Source organism: Agriterribacter sp., assembly GCF_035445465.1.
In the GTDB taxonomy this organism is placed as follows: Bacteria; Bacteroidota; Bacteroidia; order Chitinophagales; family Chitinophagaceae; genus Agriterribacter.
In genome coordinates, this window is the sequence record NZ_DAOMQT010000007.1 from 76,323 (window position 1) to 98,675 (window position 22,353).

The 22,353-nt window shown below is 44.6% G+C and carries 19 protein-coding genes; 13 read left to right on the forward strand and 6 right to left on the reverse strand.

The window, feature by feature from the left end; translation table 11 throughout:
* Positions 1-239: 239 nt before the first annotated feature.
* The 6 genes from PLE34_RS05850 to purN form a co-directional block, all read right to left on the reverse strand.
* A complete protein-coding gene (locus PLE34_RS05850) occupies positions 240-1,466 on the reverse strand; it encodes a DUF1015 domain-containing protein (protein ID WP_324554866.1) in 1,227 nt (408 codons plus the stop codon).
* A 33-nt stretch (positions 1,467-1,499) separates the two neighbouring features.
* Positions 1,500-2,567 carry a 3-phosphoserine/phosphohydroxythreonine transaminase gene (gene serC, locus PLE34_RS05855; protein WP_324554868.1) on the reverse strand — a complete coding sequence of 356 codons (1,068 nt, stop codon included), beginning with the start codon at positions 2,565-2,567 and terminating at the stop codon, positions 1,500-1,502.
* A gap of 72 nt (positions 2,568-2,639) precedes the next feature.
* Positions 2,640-3,611 carry a zinc dependent phospholipase C family protein gene (locus PLE34_RS05860; protein ID WP_324554870.1) on the reverse strand — a complete coding sequence of 324 codons (972 nt, stop codon included), beginning with the start codon at positions 3,609-3,611 and terminating at the stop codon, positions 2,640-2,642.
* A 116-nt stretch (positions 3,612-3,727) separates the two neighbouring features.
* Positions 3,728-3,907, reverse strand: coding sequence for a hypothetical protein (locus tag PLE34_RS05865; RefSeq protein ID WP_324554872.1), 180 nt, complete (start codon positions 3,905-3,907; stop codon positions 3,728-3,730).
* 272 nt (positions 3,908-4,179) lie between these two features.
* The gene (locus PLE34_RS05870) at positions 4,180-5,220 is read right to left on the reverse strand and encodes a carbon-nitrogen hydrolase family protein (protein ID WP_324554873.1); all 1,041 of its coding nucleotides are present in this window, start codon (positions 5,218-5,220) and stop codon (positions 4,180-4,182) included.
* 114 nt (positions 5,221-5,334) lie between these two features.
* Positions 5,335-6,267, reverse strand: a complete 933-nt coding sequence (purN, locus tag PLE34_RS05875; protein WP_324554875.1) for a phosphoribosylglycinamide formyltransferase — start codon at positions 6,265-6,267, stop codon at positions 5,335-5,337.
* Positions 6,268-6,503: 236 nt separating this feature from the next.
* Here purN and PLE34_RS05880 point away from each other — a divergent pair, with 236 nt between their 5' ends.
* The 13 genes from PLE34_RS05880 (at position 6,504) to PLE34_RS05940 (ending at position 22,352) form a co-directional block, all read left to right on the forward strand.
* Positions 6,504-7,769, forward strand: a complete 1,266-nt coding sequence (locus PLE34_RS05880) for a c-type cytochrome (protein ID WP_324554877.1) — start codon at positions 6,504-6,506, stop codon at positions 7,767-7,769.
* A gap of 176 nt (positions 7,770-7,945) precedes the next feature.
* On the forward strand, positions 7,946-11,098 hold the full coding sequence (locus PLE34_RS05885) for a TAT-variant-translocated molybdopterin oxidoreductase (RefSeq protein WP_324554879.1): 3,153 nt from the start codon (positions 7,946-7,948) through the stop codon (positions 11,096-11,098).
* Between the two features lie 100 nt (positions 11,099-11,198).
* Positions 11,199-12,638: an NrfD/PsrC family molybdoenzyme membrane anchor subunit gene (gene nrfD / locus PLE34_RS05890; protein ID WP_324554881.1), complete on the forward strand. Its 1,440-nt coding sequence runs from the start codon at positions 11,199-11,201 to the stop codon at positions 12,636-12,638.
* 90 nt (positions 12,639-12,728) lie between these two features.
* Complete coding sequence (locus tag PLE34_RS05895; protein ID WP_324554883.1) at positions 12,729-13,322, forward strand: DUF3341 domain-containing protein; 594 nt, start codon at positions 12,729-12,731, stop codon at positions 13,320-13,322.
* A 23-nt stretch (positions 13,323-13,345) separates the two neighbouring features.
* A complete protein-coding gene (locus PLE34_RS05900) occupies positions 13,346-13,972 on the forward strand; it encodes a c-type cytochrome (RefSeq protein WP_324554886.1) in 627 nt (208 codons plus the stop codon).
* A 32-nt stretch (positions 13,973-14,004) separates the two neighbouring features.
* Complete coding sequence (locus PLE34_RS05905; protein ID WP_324554887.1) at positions 14,005-15,228, forward strand: quinol:cytochrome C oxidoreductase; 1,224 nt, start codon at positions 14,005-14,007, stop codon at positions 15,226-15,228.
* Positions 15,229-15,275: 47 nt separating this feature from the next.
* Positions 15,276-16,343 carry a cytochrome c oxidase subunit II gene (locus PLE34_RS05910; protein ID WP_324554889.1) on the forward strand — a complete coding sequence of 356 codons (1,068 nt, stop codon included), beginning with the start codon at positions 15,276-15,278 and terminating at the stop codon, positions 16,341-16,343.
* Between the two features lie 47 nt (positions 16,344-16,390).
* Positions 16,391-18,196 (forward strand): cytochrome c oxidase subunit I, encoded by a 1,806-nt coding sequence (locus PLE34_RS05915; protein WP_324554891.1) that lies wholly within the window; start codon positions 16,391-16,393, stop codon positions 18,194-18,196.
* A 55-nt stretch (positions 18,197-18,251) separates the two neighbouring features.
* The gene (cyoE, locus tag PLE34_RS05920) at positions 18,252-19,169 is read left to right on the forward strand and encodes a heme o synthase (protein WP_324554893.1); all 918 of its coding nucleotides are present in this window, start codon (positions 18,252-18,254) and stop codon (positions 19,167-19,169) included.
* 118 nt (positions 19,170-19,287) lie between these two features.
* Complete coding sequence (locus PLE34_RS05925; RefSeq protein WP_324554895.1) at positions 19,288-19,878, forward strand: cytochrome c oxidase subunit 3; 591 nt, start codon at positions 19,288-19,290, stop codon at positions 19,876-19,878.
* Positions 19,879-19,920: 42 nt separating this feature from the next.
* Positions 19,921-20,664, forward strand: coding sequence for a cytochrome c oxidase subunit 3 (locus PLE34_RS05930; protein ID WP_324554898.1), 744 nt, complete (start codon positions 19,921-19,923; stop codon positions 20,662-20,664).
* 32 nt (positions 20,665-20,696) lie between these two features.
* A complete protein-coding gene (locus tag PLE34_RS05935) occupies positions 20,697-21,131 on the forward strand; it encodes a cytochrome C oxidase subunit IV family protein (RefSeq protein ID WP_324554900.1) in 435 nt (144 codons plus the stop codon).
* Positions 21,132-21,212: 81 nt separating this feature from the next.
* The gene (locus tag PLE34_RS05940; protein ID WP_324554902.1) at positions 21,213-22,352 is read left to right on the forward strand and encodes a hypothetical protein; all 1,140 of its coding nucleotides are present in this window, start codon (positions 21,213-21,215) and stop codon (positions 22,350-22,352) included.
* Position 22,353 lies beyond the last annotated feature (1 nt).

The window sequence follows — 22,353 nt, forward strand, 5'->3', positions numbered from 1 at the left end:
GTACAGCTGAGAAGACGCAGAATTAATTTGCTGCTAATGACAGGAATAGATCCGAAGGGGCTGTCAGCGGTCAGCAATGAGGAGTGCAGGAAGATGTAAGCACCAGGAGCCAAAGTATATACAGATGCTTCGTTCCTCAGCATGACAAGCTAAAGAATATAACTGGCCGGTAGTACAAAAGCTGAACAACCTGTCCGCAACAGTTCCTTGCAACCTGCAACCAGTACCCTGCACCTCACTTAGTCAATCAAATGTGTGAGCAAGCCATCCCTCAGCTTGGGTTCAAACCAGGTGCTTTTGGGAGGCATTACCATGCCGCTGTCGGCAATGTCAAACAGTTGCTGAATGCTTACCGGGTACAGGCTGAAAGCTACCTGCATCTCGCCGCTGTTTACCCTCTTTTCCAGCTCTGTCAGCCCTCTTATACCACCTACAAAATCTATGCGTTTATCCGTACGCTGGTCTTTAATACCCAGTATGGGGTCCAAAAGGTTGTTCTGCAAAATGGTTACATCCAATACACCTACCGGATCACCGGTATAAGTACCGGGCTTTGCGGTTAGCTTATACCAACTACCGCCCGTATACATCCCAAAATCATGAAGCTGCTGCGGGGCAACGGCCGAATCGCTGATTTCAATAGCAAAGCTTTCGGCTATGCGCTGCAGAAAGGTTGCTGCATTTAACCCGTTCAGGTCTTTTACCACCCGGTTATAATCTAATATCCGCAACTGTGAGGCGGGAAATAAAGTGGTCAGAAAATAATTGGCGCCTTCGGTATCGCCGGCAGCGGTGATCCGCACTTTGGCCGCGCTTGCTGCACGGTGGTGTCCGTCGGCAATGTAGGTGCTTTCTACCTTTTCGGAGAAAGCTTGTGTAATAGCGGCAATGGTCTTGTCGTCGTTGATCACCCAAATGGTATGACCAATGCCATCATCTGCTACAAAGTCATATACGGGTTTTTTATCCGCCTGCCATTTTTCGATCAGCGCATCTATTTCAGCCACATTTTTATACGCTAAAAATACATTGCCGGTTTGGGCGCCGGTAACGGATATATGGTTGATGCGGTCCTGCTCTTTTTCCGGCCGGGTAAACTCATGTTTCCTGATGATGTCGTTTTCATAATCATCAACAGAAGAAGCGCAAACCAGCCCGGTCTGGCTTTTATCATTCATTACCAGCCGGTAAATATAATAGCAGGGCTTGTTTTCACGGAACAGTACTTCACGTTGTATAAAAGCATCAAGGTTATCCTTTGCTTTTTCATACACTTCTTTGTCATGCACGTCCGTATCTTCCGGCAGGTCAATCTCTGCTTTAGTAATATGCAGAAAAGAATTGGGATTGCCCTGTGCTTCCTCCTTTGCTTCTTTGCTGTTCAGCACGTCGTAAGGTTGCGATGCCACCTGTTTGGCATACTGTGCCTGCGGACGCAATGCGGTAAATGGAACGATCGTTGCCATGATAATGAATAATGTGTTAGAATATGTTTTTGATCAGGCGTGTTTTAACGCGAAATATTGCATTACTTCAACCAATGCCTTTAAGCTGCTAAGCGGTAGGGCATTGTATAAAGAGACCCTGAACCCGCCAACGCTGCGATGGCCTTTCACTCCCACCATGCCTTCTTTTTTGCACAGGTCGAGGAATGACTTTTCCAGTTCGGGGTTTTCCATTACAAATACCACATTCATATTGCTGCGGTCGGCTTTATCAACGGTGGGTTTAAAAACAGGAATGCTGTCTAATGTATCGTAGAGCAATGCTGCTTTTTCATTGTTCACTTTTTCAATAGCGGCTACGCCTCCCTGTTCCTTTAACCAGCGGAGGGTGAGCATGCAAACATATATAGCAAATACCGGCGGGGTATTGAGCATGGAGCCGTTTTCGATATGCTTACGGTAATCCATCATAGAGGGTAATAGCCTTTTTACCCGGCCCAGGATATTTTTGTTAACCACTACCATATTTACCCCGGCCGCACCTATATTTTTTTGAGCCCCGGCATAGATCAGGGCAAACCGGTTGAAGTCCATTACCCGGCTTAAAATATCGCTGCTCATATCGGCTACCAATGGCACAGTGGTTTGCGGCACAAAATGCATTTGCGTTCCTTCTATGGTATTATTGGTAGTGTAATGAAAATAAGCTGAACCAGCAGGTATTTCAAAATCGCGGGGTATATAGGTATAACCTCTGTCTTTTGAAGAAGCCACAACATTTACATTGCCGAAAAGTTTGGCCTCTTTTATAGGTTTGCTTCCCCAAACGCCGCAGTCGAGGTAAGCTGCGGTTTCGTCATCATTCAGCAGGTTCATAGGCACCTGGAAGAACTGGGTGGTGGCGCCGCCATGTAAAAATAAAACCTCGTGATCACTGTCTAACTGCATTAATTCCTTCACCAATGCGATGGCTTCATCCAGCACTGCCTGAAAAAGTGGGGTGCGGTGCCCGATTTCAAGGATAGAAAGCCCGGTATCGTTAAAATCAAGAATAGCCCTGCCGGCCTGTTCAAACACCTGCCGGGGTAAAATACTGGGCCCGGCATTAAAGTTGTGTATCATTGCGTACAATTGAAAAATTGAAAAACCCAATTCATATTGGACTTTGCATTCGTTGAGGGCGCCAAATATACGTCAATTCCCGCAAGTTCTGCCCATTGCTTCAGCAGTTTTCCATATGCGGTCTAATGCTTCAAAGTCTTTTTTGTCTGTTTCCGAAAAGCCGATATTGGCCGGTGGCTGCAATTCCGGCTGCCCGGCATTGCTCCATGCCGTATACCAGAATGAGGCCACCGCAAAAATAGACTGGCGCATCCGGCGTTCTACCATGCCCTGCAGGCGCTCGTTATAGGCAATGGTAAAGCCGGAAGCGTACTGGCGGATAACCATGCCATTCCTTTCTTCAAAGGCATATTTCAGATCGGGTGAAAATTGTTGGGTGAGTTTTTTTTCAGCCGATAAAACGGTATCTGCCGCGGCGGCGCTTTCCAGCACCCTTTGCCACATGAATTGTTGTGGATTGGCGAGGTATTGCGCCTTACCTATGAAATAATCAAATTCATTTTTTGCCAGCAGTTCGGGGATCCTGCTTTCCCAGAAGCCGTGAATACCCTGCTGTCCGGTTTGCTGGCCGTTATAATTGCTATGGGCATGCAGGGGCACATGGGCATCGGCTATGTAGTGCCCGATTTCAGTAGATAGCTTAAGGATTGCCGGATAATTTTTTTCGCTGAAGGCTTTGGTTAGCCGCTGCAGCATGATATGGATCCACCAGGGAACAATGCCATGCGCCATGAGGGTATCTTCCCCGTATTTCTCCACGGCACTGTACCAGGCGCGGGGCAGAGCGTTAAACGGGTAGACGCCATAGCGGTTCAGATCAATATAATGGCGGGGACCTTCCGCCGTTACCATATATCTTCTCTTGTCGGGGTCAACGGCATGTTCCGTTAAAAAATCAATATGGGGCTTGTAAAACACCATCATAGCGGGTGGCAGCAGGAATACCGCATGATGGTTGATTTCTTTATGGGCATAAAAACCCCAGCAAAATGCATGTTCACAGATAATGGCTGAGCAGGCCAGCAACAATAATTTTTGGTGCATGATGGTTAGCGGTTAGGTGGTGAAAGATGAAAATGCGCTGTATATAAATATACAATTAAAACGAATGAAAAATGCAACCGTATTTGTCGAAAAACCTGTTCTGAATGAAGAAGATGTTAATTACCAGGGAAAATCATTTTTAATATCTCTTGTACTATCTCCACCATTATGAGTGCTATTCCGAAATTGATCAATGTTCCTAAAAGATAGTATGCCGGATTAGCTTTGATCTCTTCTTTTCGAACAAATTCTTTAGCGCCAAAAATAATAGCCAGTGCACTGAATTCTTTATTCATTAGGAGGTAGTTCTGTAGAGCTTCGGATATCTATTAACAGTAAAAAATATGTATTTTTTAAATTTGTCATAGTCAATCTATTTGCATTGATTATGCCAAAGTAAATCATTTTACATTAAGCAGGTTATTTGCCTCTTTTATTGTCATCCATTATACGCGCCATATACATTCAGGAACAAATTTTAGCCAGCTATGATAAACGGGAAACATATTATATCAGGCTTGCAGAAAGTATTGATCTGTCCGAACAAACCTGCTACTAATTTTCCGCACTATGTTTTCTTTCCTGCATTTTCATGCGCTGCAGAAAGTTCCTTCAAAGTTTCATGCATTGATTTAAGGTTAAATTCCTTCAGCACATCAGCAATCTTCAACCCGGCATCAATACTTTCCATAATGGTCCATTCCTCCTCGCTAAAAGTAGTAAGCCGGAGCTTTGGTCCATACTTTTTTTGAATATCCGGGAACCGGCTTACTGCAGGCCACGTAGGAATAAAAGCTTTTTCAAGATTTACAGGCGCGCAGATCCAGTTTCGCTGCCATCGGCCGGTTTGAGCAATCGTTTCACCGGTGATGTCGCAAATTTTACTGGTATCTTTTTGTGTGCTTGTTACAATATACACCTGGTGGCGCCAGGCCCTGCTGCTTATTTCCTGCCCGCCTGCATAAGCGGAAGGCCAGAAAATGATTTGTGCTCCTTTGTCTTTTAAAGCATTCCAGCCCTCATCATATTTGATGTCGAAGCAGATCTGTATCCCGATTTTGCCAAAATCGGTTTCGAAAACAGGCGGGTTACCTTTCCCCGGTGTTATGCCCATTTTCAGTTCACTTTCTGCCGGCCGCATTTTATAATATTCACCCGCTACTTTCCCCTGCCGGTTGATTAGTGCTGCCGAAATGTATATGTTTCCTTCATGAAGGGAGTAAGTAGGGCAAATCACATAACAATTATGCGTACGCGCAAAATTGAGGAAAGAAGTAACAACGGCGCCGGGAACCTTTTCGGCCACATCTTTAAGCTGGTAATGATGATTGGCTATATTGGCATAAGCAAAAATTTCCGGCAGGCAGATAATGTCTGGTTTATACGGAACAATATTGTCCATGATGCCCAGCACTTTTTGTATCATATCCGGTGTATCGGAAGCAGCAATATCCATGATTGAAACCGTTCCAATATTTACTTGCCGCGGAACACTGTCCCCGGATTTTATACTTTCGGCCTCTGAAAAATAACCGGGAAGCCCGAAGGCGCCTGCACCAAGGGAGGCATTTCCTAAAAAATTCCGCCGTGATATTTTTGATGGCTTCATTGTGCTTTAATTACGGGGTAATAAATGGGGAGGATTGATATGATAAATGTAGGATTTAGTTTTTATTTGATAATGGGCTAAGGAGGGACTGCGCTTTTACCCGGGGATATATTCTCACATTCCCACATTGGTATTTATTAGCTGTGCTATCACTTCCGGGTAATGCTTATGCTCCAGCACCTGTATTTTTTTTGCCAGGGTTTCGGGCGTATCCGTATCCGTTACCGGGCAGGTAGCCTGCAAAACAGGTTTGCCATGATCAAATTGCTCATCTACATAGTGTATGGTAATGCCGCTTTCTTTTTCTTTAGCGGCAATTACGGCCTCATGTACAAAATGGCCATACATGCCTTTTCCGCCATATTTGGGCAACAGGGCAGGGTGTATATTAATGATCCTGCCGGGGAAAGCCTTTATAAGCGATACGGGCACCTTCCATAAAAAACCGGCAAGGATGATCCATTGGATATTTTTGGACTTCAATTCATTGATATAACTGTCTCCACGGAAAAAACGTTCTTTTTCAATTATTACGGAGGGAATGTTTTCTTTTTCAGCAATATCTAATACGCCTGCGGTGGGTTTGTTGCTTGCTATTAAAGCTACAGCAATGGAGGGGTGCCTGCGGAAATGGTTAATGATCTGCTGTGCATTGCTGCCTGCGCCGGACGCAAAAATGGCGATACGAACCATTTGAGATTTGAGATTTGAGATTTGAAATTGCTGATTGCCCCCTTCTGCCTTCTGCCTTACCCCTTCCACCTTTATTCCCATCCATTTCAAAATTTTCTTTTCATACCTCCAAAAAAAAGGGAACTGTCCGAAAAGAAATGCAACCATCAATAAAATAGCCTGGTAGCCAAATATAAGCATGGCCAGCCGGAGCAGGAGTTTCCACAACCAGAAAGTGTCATCCGTAAATCCCACCCAGGCAGTTATTACTTTGGTAATCCACGCCGTGCTGGTACCGGTTATAGCAAATACGCACAGGATGATTATAAACTGTGAGCCGCTTACCCCCCATTTTTGTTGAAGCCGCTTTAGCATGATCGCCTGCAAGATCATGAAAAAGAAGGAAATAGCAATATTTGAGATAATCTAAATGTGATGCATAGACGAACTTACAAAAACATGACAAAAATTTATAAGCCGTAGTGAAAAACTGCTGTAATATAGGCCAGATGAGGGAAAATTTTTTTCGGAAATGTTAATATTTTATCAACGTCTTGACCTATTTTTGCAGGCGTACGGAATGTTCACCTCAACACAAACTCCGGGATATAATGAGCTACCACCGATCAACTGTTGTAAAGAAACTAATATTTGGATCAGCCCTTGTTTTCTCTCTTTTTTTCCTGGTTACCATAACTAATGCACAGGATGGTAAAGCTATTTTTAACGCAAAATGTGCTGCCTGTCATAATGTTTTTAAAAATTCTACCGGTCCCGCATTGGGAGGAATGGAAGACCGGGGACCATGGAGTGACAGGAAGAAGTTATATGCATGGATCCACAATCCTGCTGCTTTTATTACCAGTGATCCCTATACGCAGGGTTTAAAAGATTCGCATAACGGTATATTAATGACGGGTTTCCCCGATATGACCGAAGCGGAAATTGATGCTATTGTTGATTATGTAAATACCACTTTTGCTGCAGGACCGGGTGGAGGCGCTAAAACAACCGGCGGAGCAGTGGCAGCGCCCGAACCCCAAACCGATAACACCTTATTATATGGTGTGCTTACCCTTATATTGGCGGTTATAGCGCTTACCTTATTACAGGTAAACAGCAACCTGAAGAAAATGTCGGACGATAAAGAAGGCATTCACGCTTCAGAACCTGTTCCCTTTTACCGGAATAAATTATATATAGCCCTGGGAATCATTGTTTTGTTTTTAGTTGGCGGGTATTATACCATACAGGGCGCTATTGGATTGGGGCGTCATCAGAACTATGAGCCCGAGCAGCCCATTTTTTATTCTCATAAGGTGCATGCGGGGATCAACCAGATCAGTTGTTTATATTGTCATGGCGGTGCCCAGGAAGGAAAATCAGCTAATATACCTTCCGTGAATGTGTGTATGAACTGCCATATGGCGGTTAATGAATATACGCAGGGACCGCAGTTATTCCGCCCCGATGGTTCAGAGGTAAATGGAACCGCAGAGATCCAGAAATTATATACTTATGCCGGCTGGGATCCTGATAAGCAACAATACACCGGGGAGGGTAAGCCTATAGAATGGGAACGTATCCATAACCTGCCCGATCACGTTTATTTTAACCACTCCCAGCACGTAGTGGTAGGTCAGCAGCAATGCCAGACCTGCCATGGTAATATTACTGAAATGGATGAAGTACACCAGTTTGCCGATTTAAGCATGGGCTGGTGTGTAAATTGTCACCGCGACACTAAAGTGCAGTTCACTGACAATAAGTTTTACAGCATTTATGAGAAGTTTCACGATGACATCAGAAGTAAGAAAATTGATAGTGTAACCGTAGAGATGATCGGTGGAATTGAATGTCAGAAATGCCACTATTAATAATAATCTTTATTCACGCAGGGATAACCTGTATTTCATGATTTGAGCTGGTAAATAAATTTTCGAAAAGCGAGGTATACTATATTTATTTAATAACAATTTCCGGTTGAGTGGTAAGCAGGAATAAAGTGAAACGGGTAAATTCCGGAATCTAAAAGCTCCTTTTGGGGTTGGGTATGAGTCAAAAAAAATACTGGCAAAATTTAGGCGAACTAAAAAATACAGAAGGCTATCAGAAACTGCTAAAAGATGAGTTTCAGGAAGATCTGCCCTTTGAGGAAGATGGCAAAGGCATACTCGATGCCAAAGCGCCGCGCAGGGACTTCCTGAAGTACCTCGGGTTCAGCACCGCCGCCGCTGCATTAGCTGCGGGCTGCGAAACACCTGTTGTAAAGAGCATTCCCTATCTTAATCAGCCCGAGAATTTAACACCCGGCGTAGCGCAATATTATGCTACTACTTTTGTGGCGGAAGGCGATGTGGTACCTGTTGTAGCTAAAGTAAGAGACGGTCGCCCTATTAAATTAGAAGGCAACCCGCTTTCTTTTATTAATTCAAAAGGTGAAGGTACATCGGCAAGGGTTCAGGCTTCAGTGCTCGATTTATATGATACAGGAAGGCTGCGTTATCCTGTAGAGATAGCAGAAAAAGAATTAAAAGAGCTTCCTTCTTTTGAAGCAATAGACAAAAAAATTACCGGTGAATTATCCGGGTCGCAGGTTGTTTTGCTTACTTCTACCCTTAATTCTCCTTCTACCCGGCAAATTATCAGCGATTTCCTGGCAAAATACCCGGGAAGCCGCCAGGTACAGTATGATGCCGTTTCCTATAGCGGGTTGCTATTGGCCAATGAAATATCTTACGGCAAAAGGGCTATCCCTACCTATCATTTTAATAAAGCAAAGGTTATTGTAGGGTTAGATGCCGACTTTTTGGGCACATGGTTAAGTCCGGATGAGTTTTCCAGCCAGTATGCCGAAGGCCGGAAGATCAACCAGAAAAACCCGGAAATGAGCAGGCACATCCAGTTTGAAGGCCTGCTTAGCTTAACAGGCGCAAATGCCGATGACAGGTATCTCCACCTTCCTTCGGAAACAGGCGTTGTGGTGCTCAGCCTGCTGGCTAAGCTGGGCGGCAATGTAAGCGCTCCTGCTATAGCCGATGAAAAGCTGAAAAAGGGAATTGATCTCGCTGCAGGCCTGCTCAATAATAATAAAGGTGCGGCACTGGTGGTATGTGGCAGCAACGACCCCAACATACAGGTGCTGGTGAATGCCATTAATGAAATTATAGGGGCTAACGGCACTACCATTAACTGGGCTAATCCGTTATTAACCCGCGGGGGAACAGACAGTGAGATGGATCAGTTGGTAAAAGACCTGAATGCGGGCAGCGTGGGCGCTTTGTTCATTTATGAAGCTAACCCGGCTTATAATTATCATAATGCGGCAGACTTTATCAAAGGACTTCAGAAGGTAAAACTCTCTGTTTCTTTTAGCGACAGGGCAGACGAAACTTCCGGTTTATGCAAATACATCATCCCGCATCATCACTACCTCGAAAGCTGGGGAGATGCCGAAGGGCGTGCCGGATTCTTCAGCCTGCTTCAGCCTACTATAGCGCCTCTGTTTAAAACAAGGTATTTTCAAACTTCGCTGTTAAAGTGGAGCGGTAACGATACGGATTACGAAGATTATTTTAAAAATTACTGGATTACGAAATTAGGCAGCCAGGGTGCTTTTGACAAAGCGCTGCAGGATGGCGTGGTAGAGCCGGCTGCATTATCTTTTGCCGCTACGCCTTATAATGCTGCAGGCGAGGCTGATGCCGCTTCAAAGCTTAGCGGGGGAAGCCCGGCCGGCAAAGTGGAGCTGGTATTATATCAGAAAGTTTCGATGGGTACAGGCGCTGCCGCAAACAATCCCTGGTTACAGGAAATGCCCGATCCTATTACAAGAGCTACCTGGGATAACTATGCTGTTATTTCCTATGCTATGGCAGCCGAGCTGGGCATTAAGTTAGACGACCAGTATGAAGTAGAATTTCATAAGCCCGTTGTGGCATTTACCATCAACGGAAAAGAAGTGAAATTGCCCATTCTGGCGGTACCCGGCGTACACCCGAATGTAATTGGAGTAGCGGTAGGATATGGAAGGAGCGAAGGCGCCGGACGTGCAGCCAATGGCGTGGGATACAATGCGTACCCGTTGGTAAGTGCCAAAGGAGGTGCGCGCCAGTATTATGTTACCGGTGTAACGGATTATAAAAAAACGAAAGACACGTACGATATAGCGTATACGCAAACACACAACCAGTATGAAGGCCGTGTGGAAGTGGTGAGAGAATATACGCTCGATGATTTCAAAAAGAACCCCGAAGCCATTCCGCAGTACCGCGGGGAACTGGCAGAAGATTTTGCGAAAAAAACAGGCGATTTCAGGGCCGAAGGCACCTTATATCCTGTTTATGAATCACCGGGAGCCCATTGGGGAATGAGCATTGACCTGAATGCCTGTACCGGATGCGGCGCATGTACGATTGCCTGTATGGCCGAAAACAATGTACCCGTTGTAGGAAAGAATGAAGTAAAGCGTTCGCACGAAATGCACTGGCTCCGTATAGACCGTTATTTTGCCTCTTACCGCGATAATACGGAGGGAGATAATCTGAACGTGGTGTTTATGCCGATGCTTTGCCAGCATTGCGATAATGCACCCTGCGAAAACGTATGCCCGGTATCGGCAACCAACCATAGCTCGGAAGGCTTAAACCAGATGGCGTATAACCGTTGTATCGGTACCCGCTATTGTGCCAATAACTGTCCGTTTAAAGTTCGCCGTTTTAACTGGGCTGATTATACCGGTGCAGACAGCTTTTCCGACAATCAGCATCATAAAGGAGTAGGCAAACTGGATGATGCAGTGCTGATGATGAATGAAGACCTTACCCGCATGGTGCTTAACCCTGATGTTACCATTCGTTCCCGCGGGGTAATTGAAAAATGCAGCTTTTGTGTGCAACGTTTACAGGATGCTAAATTAGAAGCCAAAAAGTCGCAGGATCCTGCTGTAATCAGGGATGTTAAAACCGCCTGTATGCAGGCATGCTCTACAGGAGCTATTGTATTTGGTAACGTAAATGATAAAGAAAGCAAGGTGTATAAGATTCGTACGCAGGAACAAAACCAGCGTGCGTATTATGCCCTGGAGCACATACACGTGCTGCCCAATATCAATTACCTTGCTAAAATCAGGAATACCGGCAGACCCGTAGGCGTTAAAGATGAATTTGCCGAAAAGAGAGCCGCTGCGCGCAAGGCACAACACTAAGTAAATAAGTATACTGAACGTAGAATAATAAGAGAGCCGGATGCTCAACATTAATATACAAACTCCTGTCAGGGATTTGCAGGATAAAATTAATTAGTAAATGAGTTTGACTAAATACGAATCTTTCGTCAGGGAACCATTGGTAGATGGAGACAAAACCTATAACAAGGTTACGGAAGATATTGTGTATACTATTGAAACCAAGCCTACCCGTTTATGGTATATCGGACTGTATATTTCAGTAGCCTTGCTGTTGTTTGGCGTGTATTCAATATACCGCGAAGTAACTTACGGCGTTGGCCAGTGGAACCTGGGCAAAACCGTTGGCTGGGGCTGGGATATTACCAACTTTGTATGGTGGATCGGTATCGGTCATGCCGGCACGCTTATCTCCGCTATCCTTTTACTGTTTCGCCAGGGATGGAGAACCGGCGTAAACCGTGCCGCGGAAGCCATGACTATTTTTGCGGTAATGGCAGCCGGGCAGTTTCCTATCTGGCACATGGGAAGAGTGTGGCTGGCATTTTTTGTAATGCCTTATCCCAACACCCGTGGCCCCTTATGGCCTAACTTTAATTCGCCATTATTGTGGGACGTATTTGCCATATCAACCTACTTTACGCTTTCGCTGTTATTCTGGTATTCGGGTTTAATACCCGATGTGGCAACACTCCGCGACCGTGCTAAAACCAAGTTCAGAAAATTATTCTATGGCATAGCTTCATTTGGATGGACGGGCTCTACCAAACACTGGCAGCGCCATGAAAGTCTTTCCTTAGTGCTTGCCGGGTTGTGTACGCCCCTGGTATTGTCTGTGCACACCATTGTATCATTCGACTTTGCCACCTCCATTGTTCCGGGCTGGCATACTACCATATTTCCTCCCTATTTCGTTGCCGGTGCGGTGTTCTCCGGGTTTGCCATGGTACAAACGCTGATGCTGATCACCCGCAGGGTAATGAACCTGCAGGATTATATTACGATCGGGCATATTGAGGCAATGAATAAGGTAATAGTACTAACAGGGTCTATAGTAGGTTGCGCCTACCTTACGGAGTTGTTCATGGCCTGGTATGGCGCTAACGTATACGAGTACGACGCCTTTTTCAAATATCGCCTTGCCGGACCTTATGGCTGGAGCTACTGGATTATGATGACCTGCAACGTGGTTTCCCCGCAGTTGTTCTGGTTTAAAAAACTGAGAAGAAATATTGAATTCACCTTTATAATGAGCGTGGTGGTAAATGTGGGCATGTGGTTTGAGCGTTTTGTAATTATTGTTACCTCCATTTTCCGCGATTATCTTCCGTCTTCCTGGTCGCTTTATTATCGTCCCAGTATTTACGAAATAGGATTTTACCTGGGTACCTTTGGATTATTCTTTACCTGTTATTTCCTGTTCTCAAAATACTTCCCGGTAATTGCTATCTGGGAGATCAAGCATGTTTTAAAAACGAGCGGCGAAAATTATAAAGCCAAAATGGAAGACATTGAAAAGCTGAGCGCAGAGGAGTTTTATGCTAAAACACATCACCATTAGGCAAAGCAGGGCAGCGTAACCGTAGCGGCCCGGAACATGGAATATTGAACACAGATTTATTCACCTTAAAAAACCCGTTGGTTTAAGGTTATGACAATAAAAAAATTTGTAGTAGGATGTTTTGATGATGAAGATATACTGTTTCCCGCGGTAAGGAAAGTGCGTAAAGCAGGATATAAGATTCATGATGTATATACTCCTTTCCCCCTGCATGGATTGGATAAGGAGCTTGGCATGAGGGATACCAGCCTGCATACGGTAGGATTTATATATGCGCTTACCGGCCTTACCACGGCGCTGGGCTTTATTAGCTGGATTTTAACGATGGACTGGGTGCAGAACTATGGTGGTAAACCCCATTTTTCCCTTGCCGCATGGATACCTATAATGTTTGAGTTAACGGTTTTGTTTTCCGGCGTGGGAATGACCCTCACTTTCTGCTATCTCTGCCAGTTGGCGCCTTTTGTAAAAAAGCACCATTTTCATCCCGGGGCAACAGACGACCAGTTTGTGATGGTTATTGAGTGCACCTCAAATACCAATGTACAGGAAGCGGAAAATTTCCTGGCGGCAGCGGGCGCGAAAGAAGTAAATGTGCAAATGGCGGAAACCGGCTGGTGGTTAGGGAGGTACGACATGGACAAAAAATTATTTGACCAGAAAACGGATATGGTTACGGCTTAATGCAAAAAGACAAACTTATTTCGATGAAAAAGATACCAGTAATAGCATGCGTTTTTGTTGCAGTAGTAACGACTGTGGCAAGCTGCAGCAACAATAAAAAACCGGGTGCTACGTATATGCCCGATATGGCCTATAGCCGAGCGTATGAAACCAATTCGGAGAATTTTATTTTTCCCGACAGGCAAACCAACCGTACCCCCGTTGCCGGAACCATAACCAGGGATCAGTTATTACCTTTTCGCATCGAAAAAGATGCTGCGGGTGATACCAGCAATTTTGCAAAAGCAAGAACGGTGCAGAACCCTCTTCCTGCGCTGAATGAGGCCGATCTGAAAGAAGCGGAAAGATTGTATTTGATTTATTGCGGCATATGCCACGGTTCAAAATTAGATGGTAACGGACCGTTGTGGAAAGATGGGGACGGACCTTATCCTGCCGCTCCAAAAAACCTGTTAGACCCTACTGTTGTTAACCAGGGCGACGGACAGCTCTTTTATACCATTACTTACGGGAAAAATAAAATGGGAAGTTATGCTTCCCAGTTAAACCCGAAGCAACGCTGGATGGTAATAGATTACATAAGAGATCAGCAGGGCGTAAAAAAAGAAACAACTACCGCTGTGTCTGATAGTAGCGCAGCAGCAAAATAAAACTGATTAAGTATAAAAAAATTCATTGAAGGATGATTAAGCAACAATTTGAAGCTCCTGCCAGGTATAAGAAATGGACGTATGGCTTATTGGCCGTTGGCCTGGTGGCATTTTTGGCGGGTTTTTTCTTCCTTGGTCTCAGTAAAGATGAGCATGACAAAACCCGGTTTTGGGCCGGTTTGCTGCAAAACAGCCTTTATTTTTTGATGATCTGCAATGCCTGTATGTTTTTCATATGCATTAATATACTCGGGCATAGTAGCTGGCAAACCACGTTCAGACGGATACCCGAAGCCATTGCTGCGGTAGTGCCGGTTTTTGCAGTAGTATCCCTGATCGTATTTATTGGCATTGTTGCTGGCCATCAGCATCACATTTATCACTGGCTTGATAAGGAAGCCGTGGCATCCGATAAGATCCTTAGCTGGAAAAAAGGCTTTCTTAATCCCACTTTCTTTTTTACATGGACTGTTATAACACTGGGCGTATGGATATTGGTGGGCAGAAAGATCAAACAGCTATCGCTCCGGGCCGATGCAGGAGAAATAACCGGCGAAGAAGCCCGTAAGTATATATGGAACAATACCGTTTGGGCGGGCATATTTATTGTGTTTTTTGCATTAACAACCGGATCAACCATTCCCTGGTTGTGGCTGATGAGCATTGATGCGCATTGGTATTCCACCATGTATAGCTGGTATACTTTTATGAGCAGCTTTGTGGGAGGCCTGGCGCTGATTGCCCTGTTTGTTATTTTCTTAAAAAACCAGGGTTACCTGGAGCATACTACCCATGAACAACTGCACGATATTGGCAAATACATTTTTGCTTTTTCCATATTCTGGGCTTATTTGTGGTTCTCCCAGTTTATGCTCATATGGTATGCTAATATTCCTGAAGAAACGATTTATTTTAAGCCGAGGCTGCAGGGGGTATACAAAGGTATATTCTGGTTTAACTTTATCATTAACTTCATCGCTCCCATACTCATATTAATGACCAGGGGATCTAAACGGAACTACGCTATTATGACATTTATGGCAATAGCGCTTGTTCTGGGGCATTGGCTCGACTTTTACCAAATGGTGATGCCCGGTGCTGTGGGCGATCATTTTAGCCTGGGCTGGTACGAATGGGGCATGCTGGCTTTTTTTAGTGGATTATTGATGTTCTTTACCGGAAGGGCTTTGGCAAAGGCGCCTTTGGTACCTGTATACCATCCGTATTTTAAGGAAAGCTTAATTCATCATACATAGGGTGACGCAGAAAAGTGCTGATTATTCAAGAATAATTTTTATATAAAATGACTTCCACCGAGTATTTTATTATTTTAATAGTGTTGTTAGTATTCATTGTTATTTTTCAAATAGCAAAAGCCAGTGAATACGTATCTGTTTTAAAAGGCGAGAAGAAGGCCTTTGAGCAAAATAACCGTATTAATGCATTTTTGATGCTGGTTTTTTTGGTTATGGGACTTGCCGCAGCATGGTGGTGCAATAAAGTTTTGTATAAGAAAACATTACTTGGGGTACCGGCAGCTTCGGATCATGGGGAAAATATTGATACCATGATGTGGATCACACTGGCCATCATTGGTTTTGTATTTGTGATTACCCAGGTACTGCTTTTTTGGTTTGCATACCGCTACCAGGCTTCTGAAAAAAGAAAAGTATACTATTACCCGCATAACAATAAGCTGGAATTATTGTGGACGGCTGTGCCGGCCATTGCATTAACCGTATTGGTAGCGTTTGGACTGTATTACTGGTTTAAAATAACCGGTGATCCGCCGAAAACAGCAATGGAAGTTGAAATTACAGGGCACCAGTTTGGATGGGAATACCGTTATCCCGGAAAGGATAATGTGTTGGGGCGCCAGCATTACAAATTAGTAGACCCTTCAAAAAATAACCCGTTAGGGCAGGATTGGAATGATGCTGCTAATCATGACGATCTGCATCCGTCTGAAATGCATTTAATTGTTAATAAGCCCGTTAAACTCATTATTCGTTCGCAGGATGTTATTCATGACGTGGGGTTACCGCATTTCCGGATGAAGATGGATGCTGTGCCCGGCACGCCTACTACCATGTGGTTTACACCGAAGTATACTACAGCCGAAATGAAAAAAATAACGGGCAATGAAAACTTTGTTTACGAAATTGCCTGTGACCAGATGTGCGGTGTTGGGCATTATTCTATGAGAGGCGTAATTGTGGTAGACACACAGGAAGAATTTGACAAGTGGATCGCAACACAAAAGCCGCAGTTTCTAACTGCGCATCCCGATGGTGTTCCTCCTGCAGCCGGTGCGGCTGTAAATACAGCAGAACCGCAGGGAAATGCCGTAGCACAGGCAGAAGCGCATTGATGCTGATTTGAATATATGAAATTGTTGATTAGTAAAATATTTTTGTAATGAGTAACGAAGCTGTAATTCAACCTGGTGCTATCTCACATGGGGTGCATGAACACCAGGACGGACACCATCATCACGAAACTTTTATATCTAAATATGTATTCAGCCAGGATCATAAAATGATCGCCAAGCAATTTCTGATAACAGGAATGATATGGGCGATTATCGGAGGGCTGATGTCGGTATTGTTTAGGATTCAGTTAGGCTATCCCGAAGCCACCTTACCCTGGTTGGAAGACATTTTTGGACATTGGGCCAGGGGCGGAAAAATATCGCCCGAATTTTATTATGCTTTGGGCACCATGCACGGCACCATATTAATATTTTTTGTGCTTACGGCAGGGCTGAGCGGCACTTTTGCCAATTTCCTCATCCCCTTCCAGGTAGGCGCAAGGGATATGGCTTCGCCATTCATGAATATGCTGTCCTACTGGTTTTTTGTGTTGGCCAGCATTATCATGATGTCTTCCCTCTTTGTTCAAACAGGTCCGGCCGCAGGCGGGTGGACGGTATATCCTCCGTTAAGTGCATTGGGAGATGCTTCCATAGGATCTAAAATAGGCATGGATCTGTGGCTGATCAGCATGGCGATGTTTGTTGTATCGCAATTGCTTGGGGGGCTTAACTATATTTCTACTATCCTTAATATGCGTACCAAGGGAATGACCATGACACGGTTACCCCTAACCATATGGGCGCTTTTCTTTACGGCAGTATTGGGTTTGCTCTCTTTCCCTGTTCTGTTATCAGGATTTATTTTATTATTGTTCGACCGGCACCTGGGCACGAGTTTTTATTTGTCTGATATCGTAATTGCCGGTAAAATTTTACCTAATGAAGGCGGCAGCCCCATATTATACCAGCACCTGTTTTGGTTCCTTGGGCATCCCGAAGTGTATATCATTATATTACCTACCATGGGATTGGTGTCGGAAGTAATGTCTATTAATGCCCGGAAACCCATTTTTGGATATATGGCTATGGTGGCCTCTTTATTTGCTATTGCCGTGCTGTCGTTCCTGGTATGGGCGCATCACATGTTTGTAACCGGGCTCAATCCGTTTTTAGGTTCTGTTTTTGTGCTGCTTACCCTGCTGATAGCCGTACCCTCTGCTATAAAAGTGTTTAACTGGCTTACTACACTATGGCGGGGCAACATCAGGTTTACCCCGGGTATGATGTTCTGTATAGGGTTTGTAAGCACCTTTATATCGGGAGGCTTAACGGGTATATACGTGGGGAACTCCGCGCTTGATATTCATGTGCACGATACCTATTTTGTTATTGCTCACTTTCACATTGTAATGGGTGTTTCCGCCTTTATGGGCATGTTTGCGGGCGTTTATCACTGGTTCCCCAAAATGTACGGCAGGTATATGAATAATACGCTGGGCTATATCCATTTCTGGATTACGCTGGCATGCGCCTACATCATATTCTGGCCCATGCACTACGAAGGGTTTGCAGGTATGCCCCGCCGTTATTATGACTATTCGAACTGGGAATCCTTCAAGCAGTTTACGGAACTGAACCAGGTGATCAGTTTTGCCGCTATATTGTCTTTCCTGGTGCAGTTGTTGTTTTTGTTTAATTTCTTCTACTCTATTTTCAAAGGAAGAAAGGTAACTACCAAAAATCCATGGAGCGCTAACACACTGGAGTGGACAACGCCTATCAGGCCGGGGCATGGCAACTGGCCGGGCGAAATTCCTGAGGTACATCGCTGGCCCTACGATTATGGAAAAGATGGGGTAGATTTTATTCCGCAAACGGAGCCGGTAACGAAAGATGAATCCAGGCATTAAATGATTGTAGCACAAAAGCGGTAATGCAGCGCTTTGCGCTGATAAAAACAGATTTTTGAAAGTAAGGGAAACATACAACGGGGTGCAGCATTCAGCTTCTTTTGTAGTAATTGACAAGCTCAAAGACTATATGCTGCTGATAAAGTTCACCCTTAGTTTTACGGTAGTATTTTCATGTGTGATCAGTTATTTACTGGCGCCGAATATTACTTTTAATTTTCTGTCAGTTCTTTTATTATTTACAGGGGGGTTGCTCATTACAGGATCTGCCAATGCTATTAACCAGATAACGGAAAAAGACACCGATGCATTGATGAAGCGAACGGCTAAACGGCCTGTTGCCAATGGTAAAATGAGTGTTTCTGAAGCCTCGGCCTTTGCTGCTGTGACAGGTGTTGCGGGTATACTGATCGTGGGGTACTGGTTTAACTGGACGGCGGCTATGCTGGGGCTGTTCAGCTTGTTCCTGTACGGCTTTATATATACCCCCTTAAAAAAGGTGCATTCCGTTTCAGTACTGGTGGGCGCCATTCCGGGAGCTCTGCCCTGTCTTATTGGCTGGGTGGCAGCTACAGATACAATGAGTGCGGGTGGCTGGGCTTTGTTTGCCATCCAGTTTTTTTGGCAGTTCCCGCATTTTTGGGCTATTGCATGGGTGGCGCATAAGGATTATAGTAAAGCAGGGTTTAAGCTGATGCCTTCAGACGCGGGACCAACAAAATATTCGGCGCTGCAGGCTATTATCTATTCGCTCTTAATGATACCGGTAGGTGTAATACCCTACCTGATACACATGAGCGGAGAGGTAAGCCTGGCAATAGTATTAGTCGCCAATTTATTTATGGTTTGGCAAAGCATACGCTTATACAGGGAGATGAATGTGCAGGCAGCGAGGAGGGTAATGTTTAGCTCTTATATTTATTTGCCGGTGGTGCTGCTGAGCCTGCTTGCCGATAAAGTGGCGGGCGTATAGCCTATACACCGGCTATGAATAACAGGCTTTGTAAAGGCTAAGAGCTATATACAGGAGGCTGATAGCTCACCGCTGAATGCTGACGGCTGAGCGCTAAACGGGCTATTTATTTTATTAAATGAAACAAGTTGTAATGATTGAAATGATGAGTGTACAGCAAAAGAGGATACATCCGTACAAGTTTAATATGTGGCTTGGCCTTGCGGGGATCATTATGATGTTTGCGGGGCTTACCAGCGCTTATATTGTAAAACGCAGCCAGCCGGGCTGGGAAAGCTTTACACTGCCAACTGTATTTTCTTACTCTACCCTGGTGATACTGGTAAGTAGTGTAACCATACAGGTGGCCCTGAAGGCATTTAAAGGACACCAGATGGCTAAATACAGGTTGTTCTTTGCGATAACTGCACTTTTAGGCGTTTTGTTCGTTGCATTGCAGGTGAGCGGTTTTTATCAGTTTGAGGAGCAGGGAATGAAGATGACCGGCATTGGTTCCAACCCGGCATATTCCTTTGTACTGGCTATAGCCGGTTTGCATATTGTGCATGTATTGGGTGGTGTAGTTGCCTTATTGATTATTTTTTTTAAGGCATTTAGTACAAGGAAACGCAATTATGATAGTACACCGGTGGAGATAGTAGCTACCTACTGGCATTTTGTAGATATTCTTTGGGTTTACATTTTTGTATTTTTTCATTTATTACACTAACTGGCAACTAAAACAGAGCATTTATAATAAAATTTCAATTACATGTCAACACACATACCGGCCGGATATAAATGGTGGACGGGGGGTAAAAGCCCTTATAATGTAAGTTATGGAAAACTGATGATGTGGATTTTCCTGCTGAGTGATACTTTTACCTTCGGGGCTTTGCTTATTGCTTACGGCACTATACGGGTAAGCCATGATTACTGGCCCGACCCCAATCATGTATTCAATACATTCCCGCTCATGGGGGATGCTAACCTGCCGCTGGCTTTTGTGAGCTTAATGACCTTTATCCTGATTATGAGCTCGGTTACAATGGTGCTTGCTGTACACGAAGGGCATAAAAGAAATAAGAAAGGTGTGGAGAAATGGTTGCTCTGGACAATTTTGGGTGGCTTCCTGTTTCTGGGTTGCCAGGCCTGGGAATGGACTCACCTCATTACGCATACACACCCGGTTTTGATTGACGGGAAAATACAGGAAATAGGTGCAACCATAAAAGAGAATCATTTTGGGCCAATAGTTTCCGGGTTATTCCACAATGGGCACCAGGTTACCTTACCAGGACCGGTTGCCTTTGGGAACTCCTTTTTTGGAATTACAGGCTTCCATGGGTTTCACGTTTCGATTGGGGTGTTCTTAAACATATTGATGTATTTCTGGACGCTCAATGGACGCTTCACCCGTTTGGGACATTATGAGATGGTAGAAAAAGTAGGCTTGTACTGGCACTTTGTAGACCTGGTATGGGTATTTGTATTTCTTTGTTTTTATCTTATTTAACCGATTTATTGTACTAAAAGCATACGCAACATATGGAACATGCAAATCAGCAAATGGCAATTGCGCCAGAAATAACGTTTCAGCACGAGCCGGCACCTAATACAAAAAGGATCTGGAAGACCTTCTGGATATTGCTTTTCCTTACTATTGCCGAGCTTGCCCTGGGCTTATCTCACTACGCTTTTCATGTAGAAGGGTGGTTATTGATGTTTTTGAAAGGAGGTATGATCATTCTTTCTATATGCAAAGCCGTGTATATCGTATCTATATTCATGCACCTTGGCGATGAAGTAAGGAATCTTAAGCTCACCATACTGGTGCCGCTGCTACTGTTTATTTGGTTTATTCTTGCATTTTTGTGGGATGGCGTTGCATATAAGAACCTGCGCAACAAGTTCAATGTGCCGGCTCCTACCGAACAGGCAGCGCCGCTGCACGATGTACAGAAACCCGGGACATTAGATTAGATTTAAGCAATGCTGATCATATTTTATACCATCGCTCCACCGGCGATGGTTTTTGTGTAGATTTATCTAAAATCTTTTACAATGCGAAGTGCTTTTTCGCTGCTGCTAAGTAGCATCCTGCTGCTGGGTTGCTCTTCTACCCGGCAGATTGCAAAAAGATATACAGCAGATGACCAGACTGTTTTTGCTTTATTAGAACGGTTAAAGAAGGATGCGGGTGATAAAGACGCGGCAGCTTTGCTGCCGGAAGCGTACAGGCAGGCCGCCGATGTGCGTAAAGCCATGAACAGCAATACCTATAATAATATGAATGCCGGCGACCGCTGGATGGAAATTGCCGGCCAGCTTGAGGTGGCAGCACAAATGTACAGCCAGATCAAAGCCATACCGGCGGCTGCTAAAATAATACCAAACCCCTGGAACCCAACGCTTAAAATGCAGGAGGCAAAACAAAAAGCAGCGGAAGAATATTATAACCAGGGTCAACATTACCTGTCGTACAATAACCGGGCTTACGGACAAAAAGCGTATGAAATGTTTGTAAAGGCCGGTAACGCGTATCCGCGTTACCGCGATGTAGAGGATCGTATACGGGAGGCGCAGGAAATGGCAACGGTTAAAGTAGTGGTGAGGCCGGTAAATTATTATAATAACAACTGGCGTTACTGGGGATTCGATAATGATTACCTGCAGTATGCAATGGTTCGTGATCTTAATAATGCCTCGTATAACAATACCCGTTTTTATAGCGACAGGGAGGCTGAAGCCAGTTTTATAAAAGCAGACAGGGTAGTGGAACTGAATTTTAATGATTTGTATATAGGCAGTATATATACCGACCGGTACACGATACAACGGTCTAAAAAAATAGAGATAGGCCAAACCCGGTCTGTTCCGGCCAAACCTGTATACAAAACGGTTACTGCCACTGTGCATGTTACCCGCAGCATACTGCAAAGCCGGGCGTCACTGGATTGCCGTATTTACGACTGGGTAAGCGGCCGTAATATATTAGCCGACCGCTTTCGCGATAACTATACCTGGCAGCATGAAGCAGCGCGCTACACCGGCGACAGGCAGGCTTTAGAAGCTTCAGACTGGAACCTGATCAACAGTTCCGGGGCGGAACGTCCGCCATCACGGGAAGAGTTGGCAGCAAGATTAGTGGATAACTGTTATAACCAGTTGCTGAGCAGGATACGGAGTGGCGTAAGTTTTTAAA

Coding starts and splice junctions, on each gene's coding strand:
- PLE34_RS05850 (WP_324554866.1), bottom strand. CDS start 1,466: ATGGCAACGATCGTTCCATTTACCGCATTGCGTCCGCAGGCACAGTAT.
- serC (WP_324554868.1), bottom strand. CDS start 2,567: ATGATACACAACTTTAATGCCGGGCCCAGTATTTTACCCCGGCAGGTG.
- PLE34_RS05860 (WP_324554870.1), bottom strand. CDS start 3,611: ATGCACCAAAAATTATTGTTGCTGGCCTGCTCAGCCATTATCTGTGAA.
- PLE34_RS05865 (WP_324554872.1), bottom strand. CDS start 3,907: ATGAATAAAGAATTCAGTGCACTGGCTATTATTTTTGGCGCTAAAGAA.
- PLE34_RS05870 (WP_324554873.1), bottom strand. CDS start 5,220: ATGAAGCCATCAAAAATATCACGGCGGAATTTTTTAGGAAATGCCTCC.
- purN (WP_324554875.1), bottom strand. CDS start 6,267: ATGCTAAAGCGGCTTCAACAAAAATGGGGGGTAAGCGGCTCACAGTTT.
- PLE34_RS05880 (WP_324554877.1), top strand. CDS start 6,504: ATGAGCTACCACCGATCAACTGTTGTAAAGAAACTAATATTTGGATCA.
- PLE34_RS05885 (WP_324554879.1), top strand. CDS start 7,946: ATGAGTCAAAAAAAATACTGGCAAAATTTAGGCGAACTAAAAAATACA.
- nrfD (WP_324554881.1), top strand. CDS start 11,199: ATGAGTTTGACTAAATACGAATCTTTCGTCAGGGAACCATTGGTAGAT.
- PLE34_RS05895 (WP_324554883.1), top strand. CDS start 12,729: ATGACAATAAAAAAATTTGTAGTAGGATGTTTTGATGATGAAGATATA.
- PLE34_RS05900 (WP_324554886.1), top strand. CDS start 13,346: ATGAAAAAGATACCAGTAATAGCATGCGTTTTTGTTGCAGTAGTAACG.
- PLE34_RS05905 (WP_324554887.1), top strand. CDS start 14,005: ATGATTAAGCAACAATTTGAAGCTCCTGCCAGGTATAAGAAATGGACG.
- PLE34_RS05910 (WP_324554889.1), top strand. CDS start 15,276: ATGACTTCCACCGAGTATTTTATTATTTTAATAGTGTTGTTAGTATTC.
- PLE34_RS05915 (WP_324554891.1), top strand. CDS start 16,391: ATGAGTAACGAAGCTGTAATTCAACCTGGTGCTATCTCACATGGGGTG.
- PLE34_RS05925 (WP_324554895.1), top strand. CDS start 19,288: ATGAAACAAGTTGTAATGATTGAAATGATGAGTGTACAGCAAAAGAGG.
- PLE34_RS05930 (WP_324554898.1), top strand. CDS start 19,921: ATGTCAACACACATACCGGCCGGATATAAATGGTGGACGGGGGGTAAA.
- PLE34_RS05935 (WP_324554900.1), top strand. CDS start 20,697: ATGGAACATGCAAATCAGCAAATGGCAATTGCGCCAGAAATAACGTTT.
- PLE34_RS05940 (WP_324554902.1), top strand. CDS start 21,213: ATGCGAAGTGCTTTTTCGCTGCTGCTAAGTAGCATCCTGCTGCTGGGT.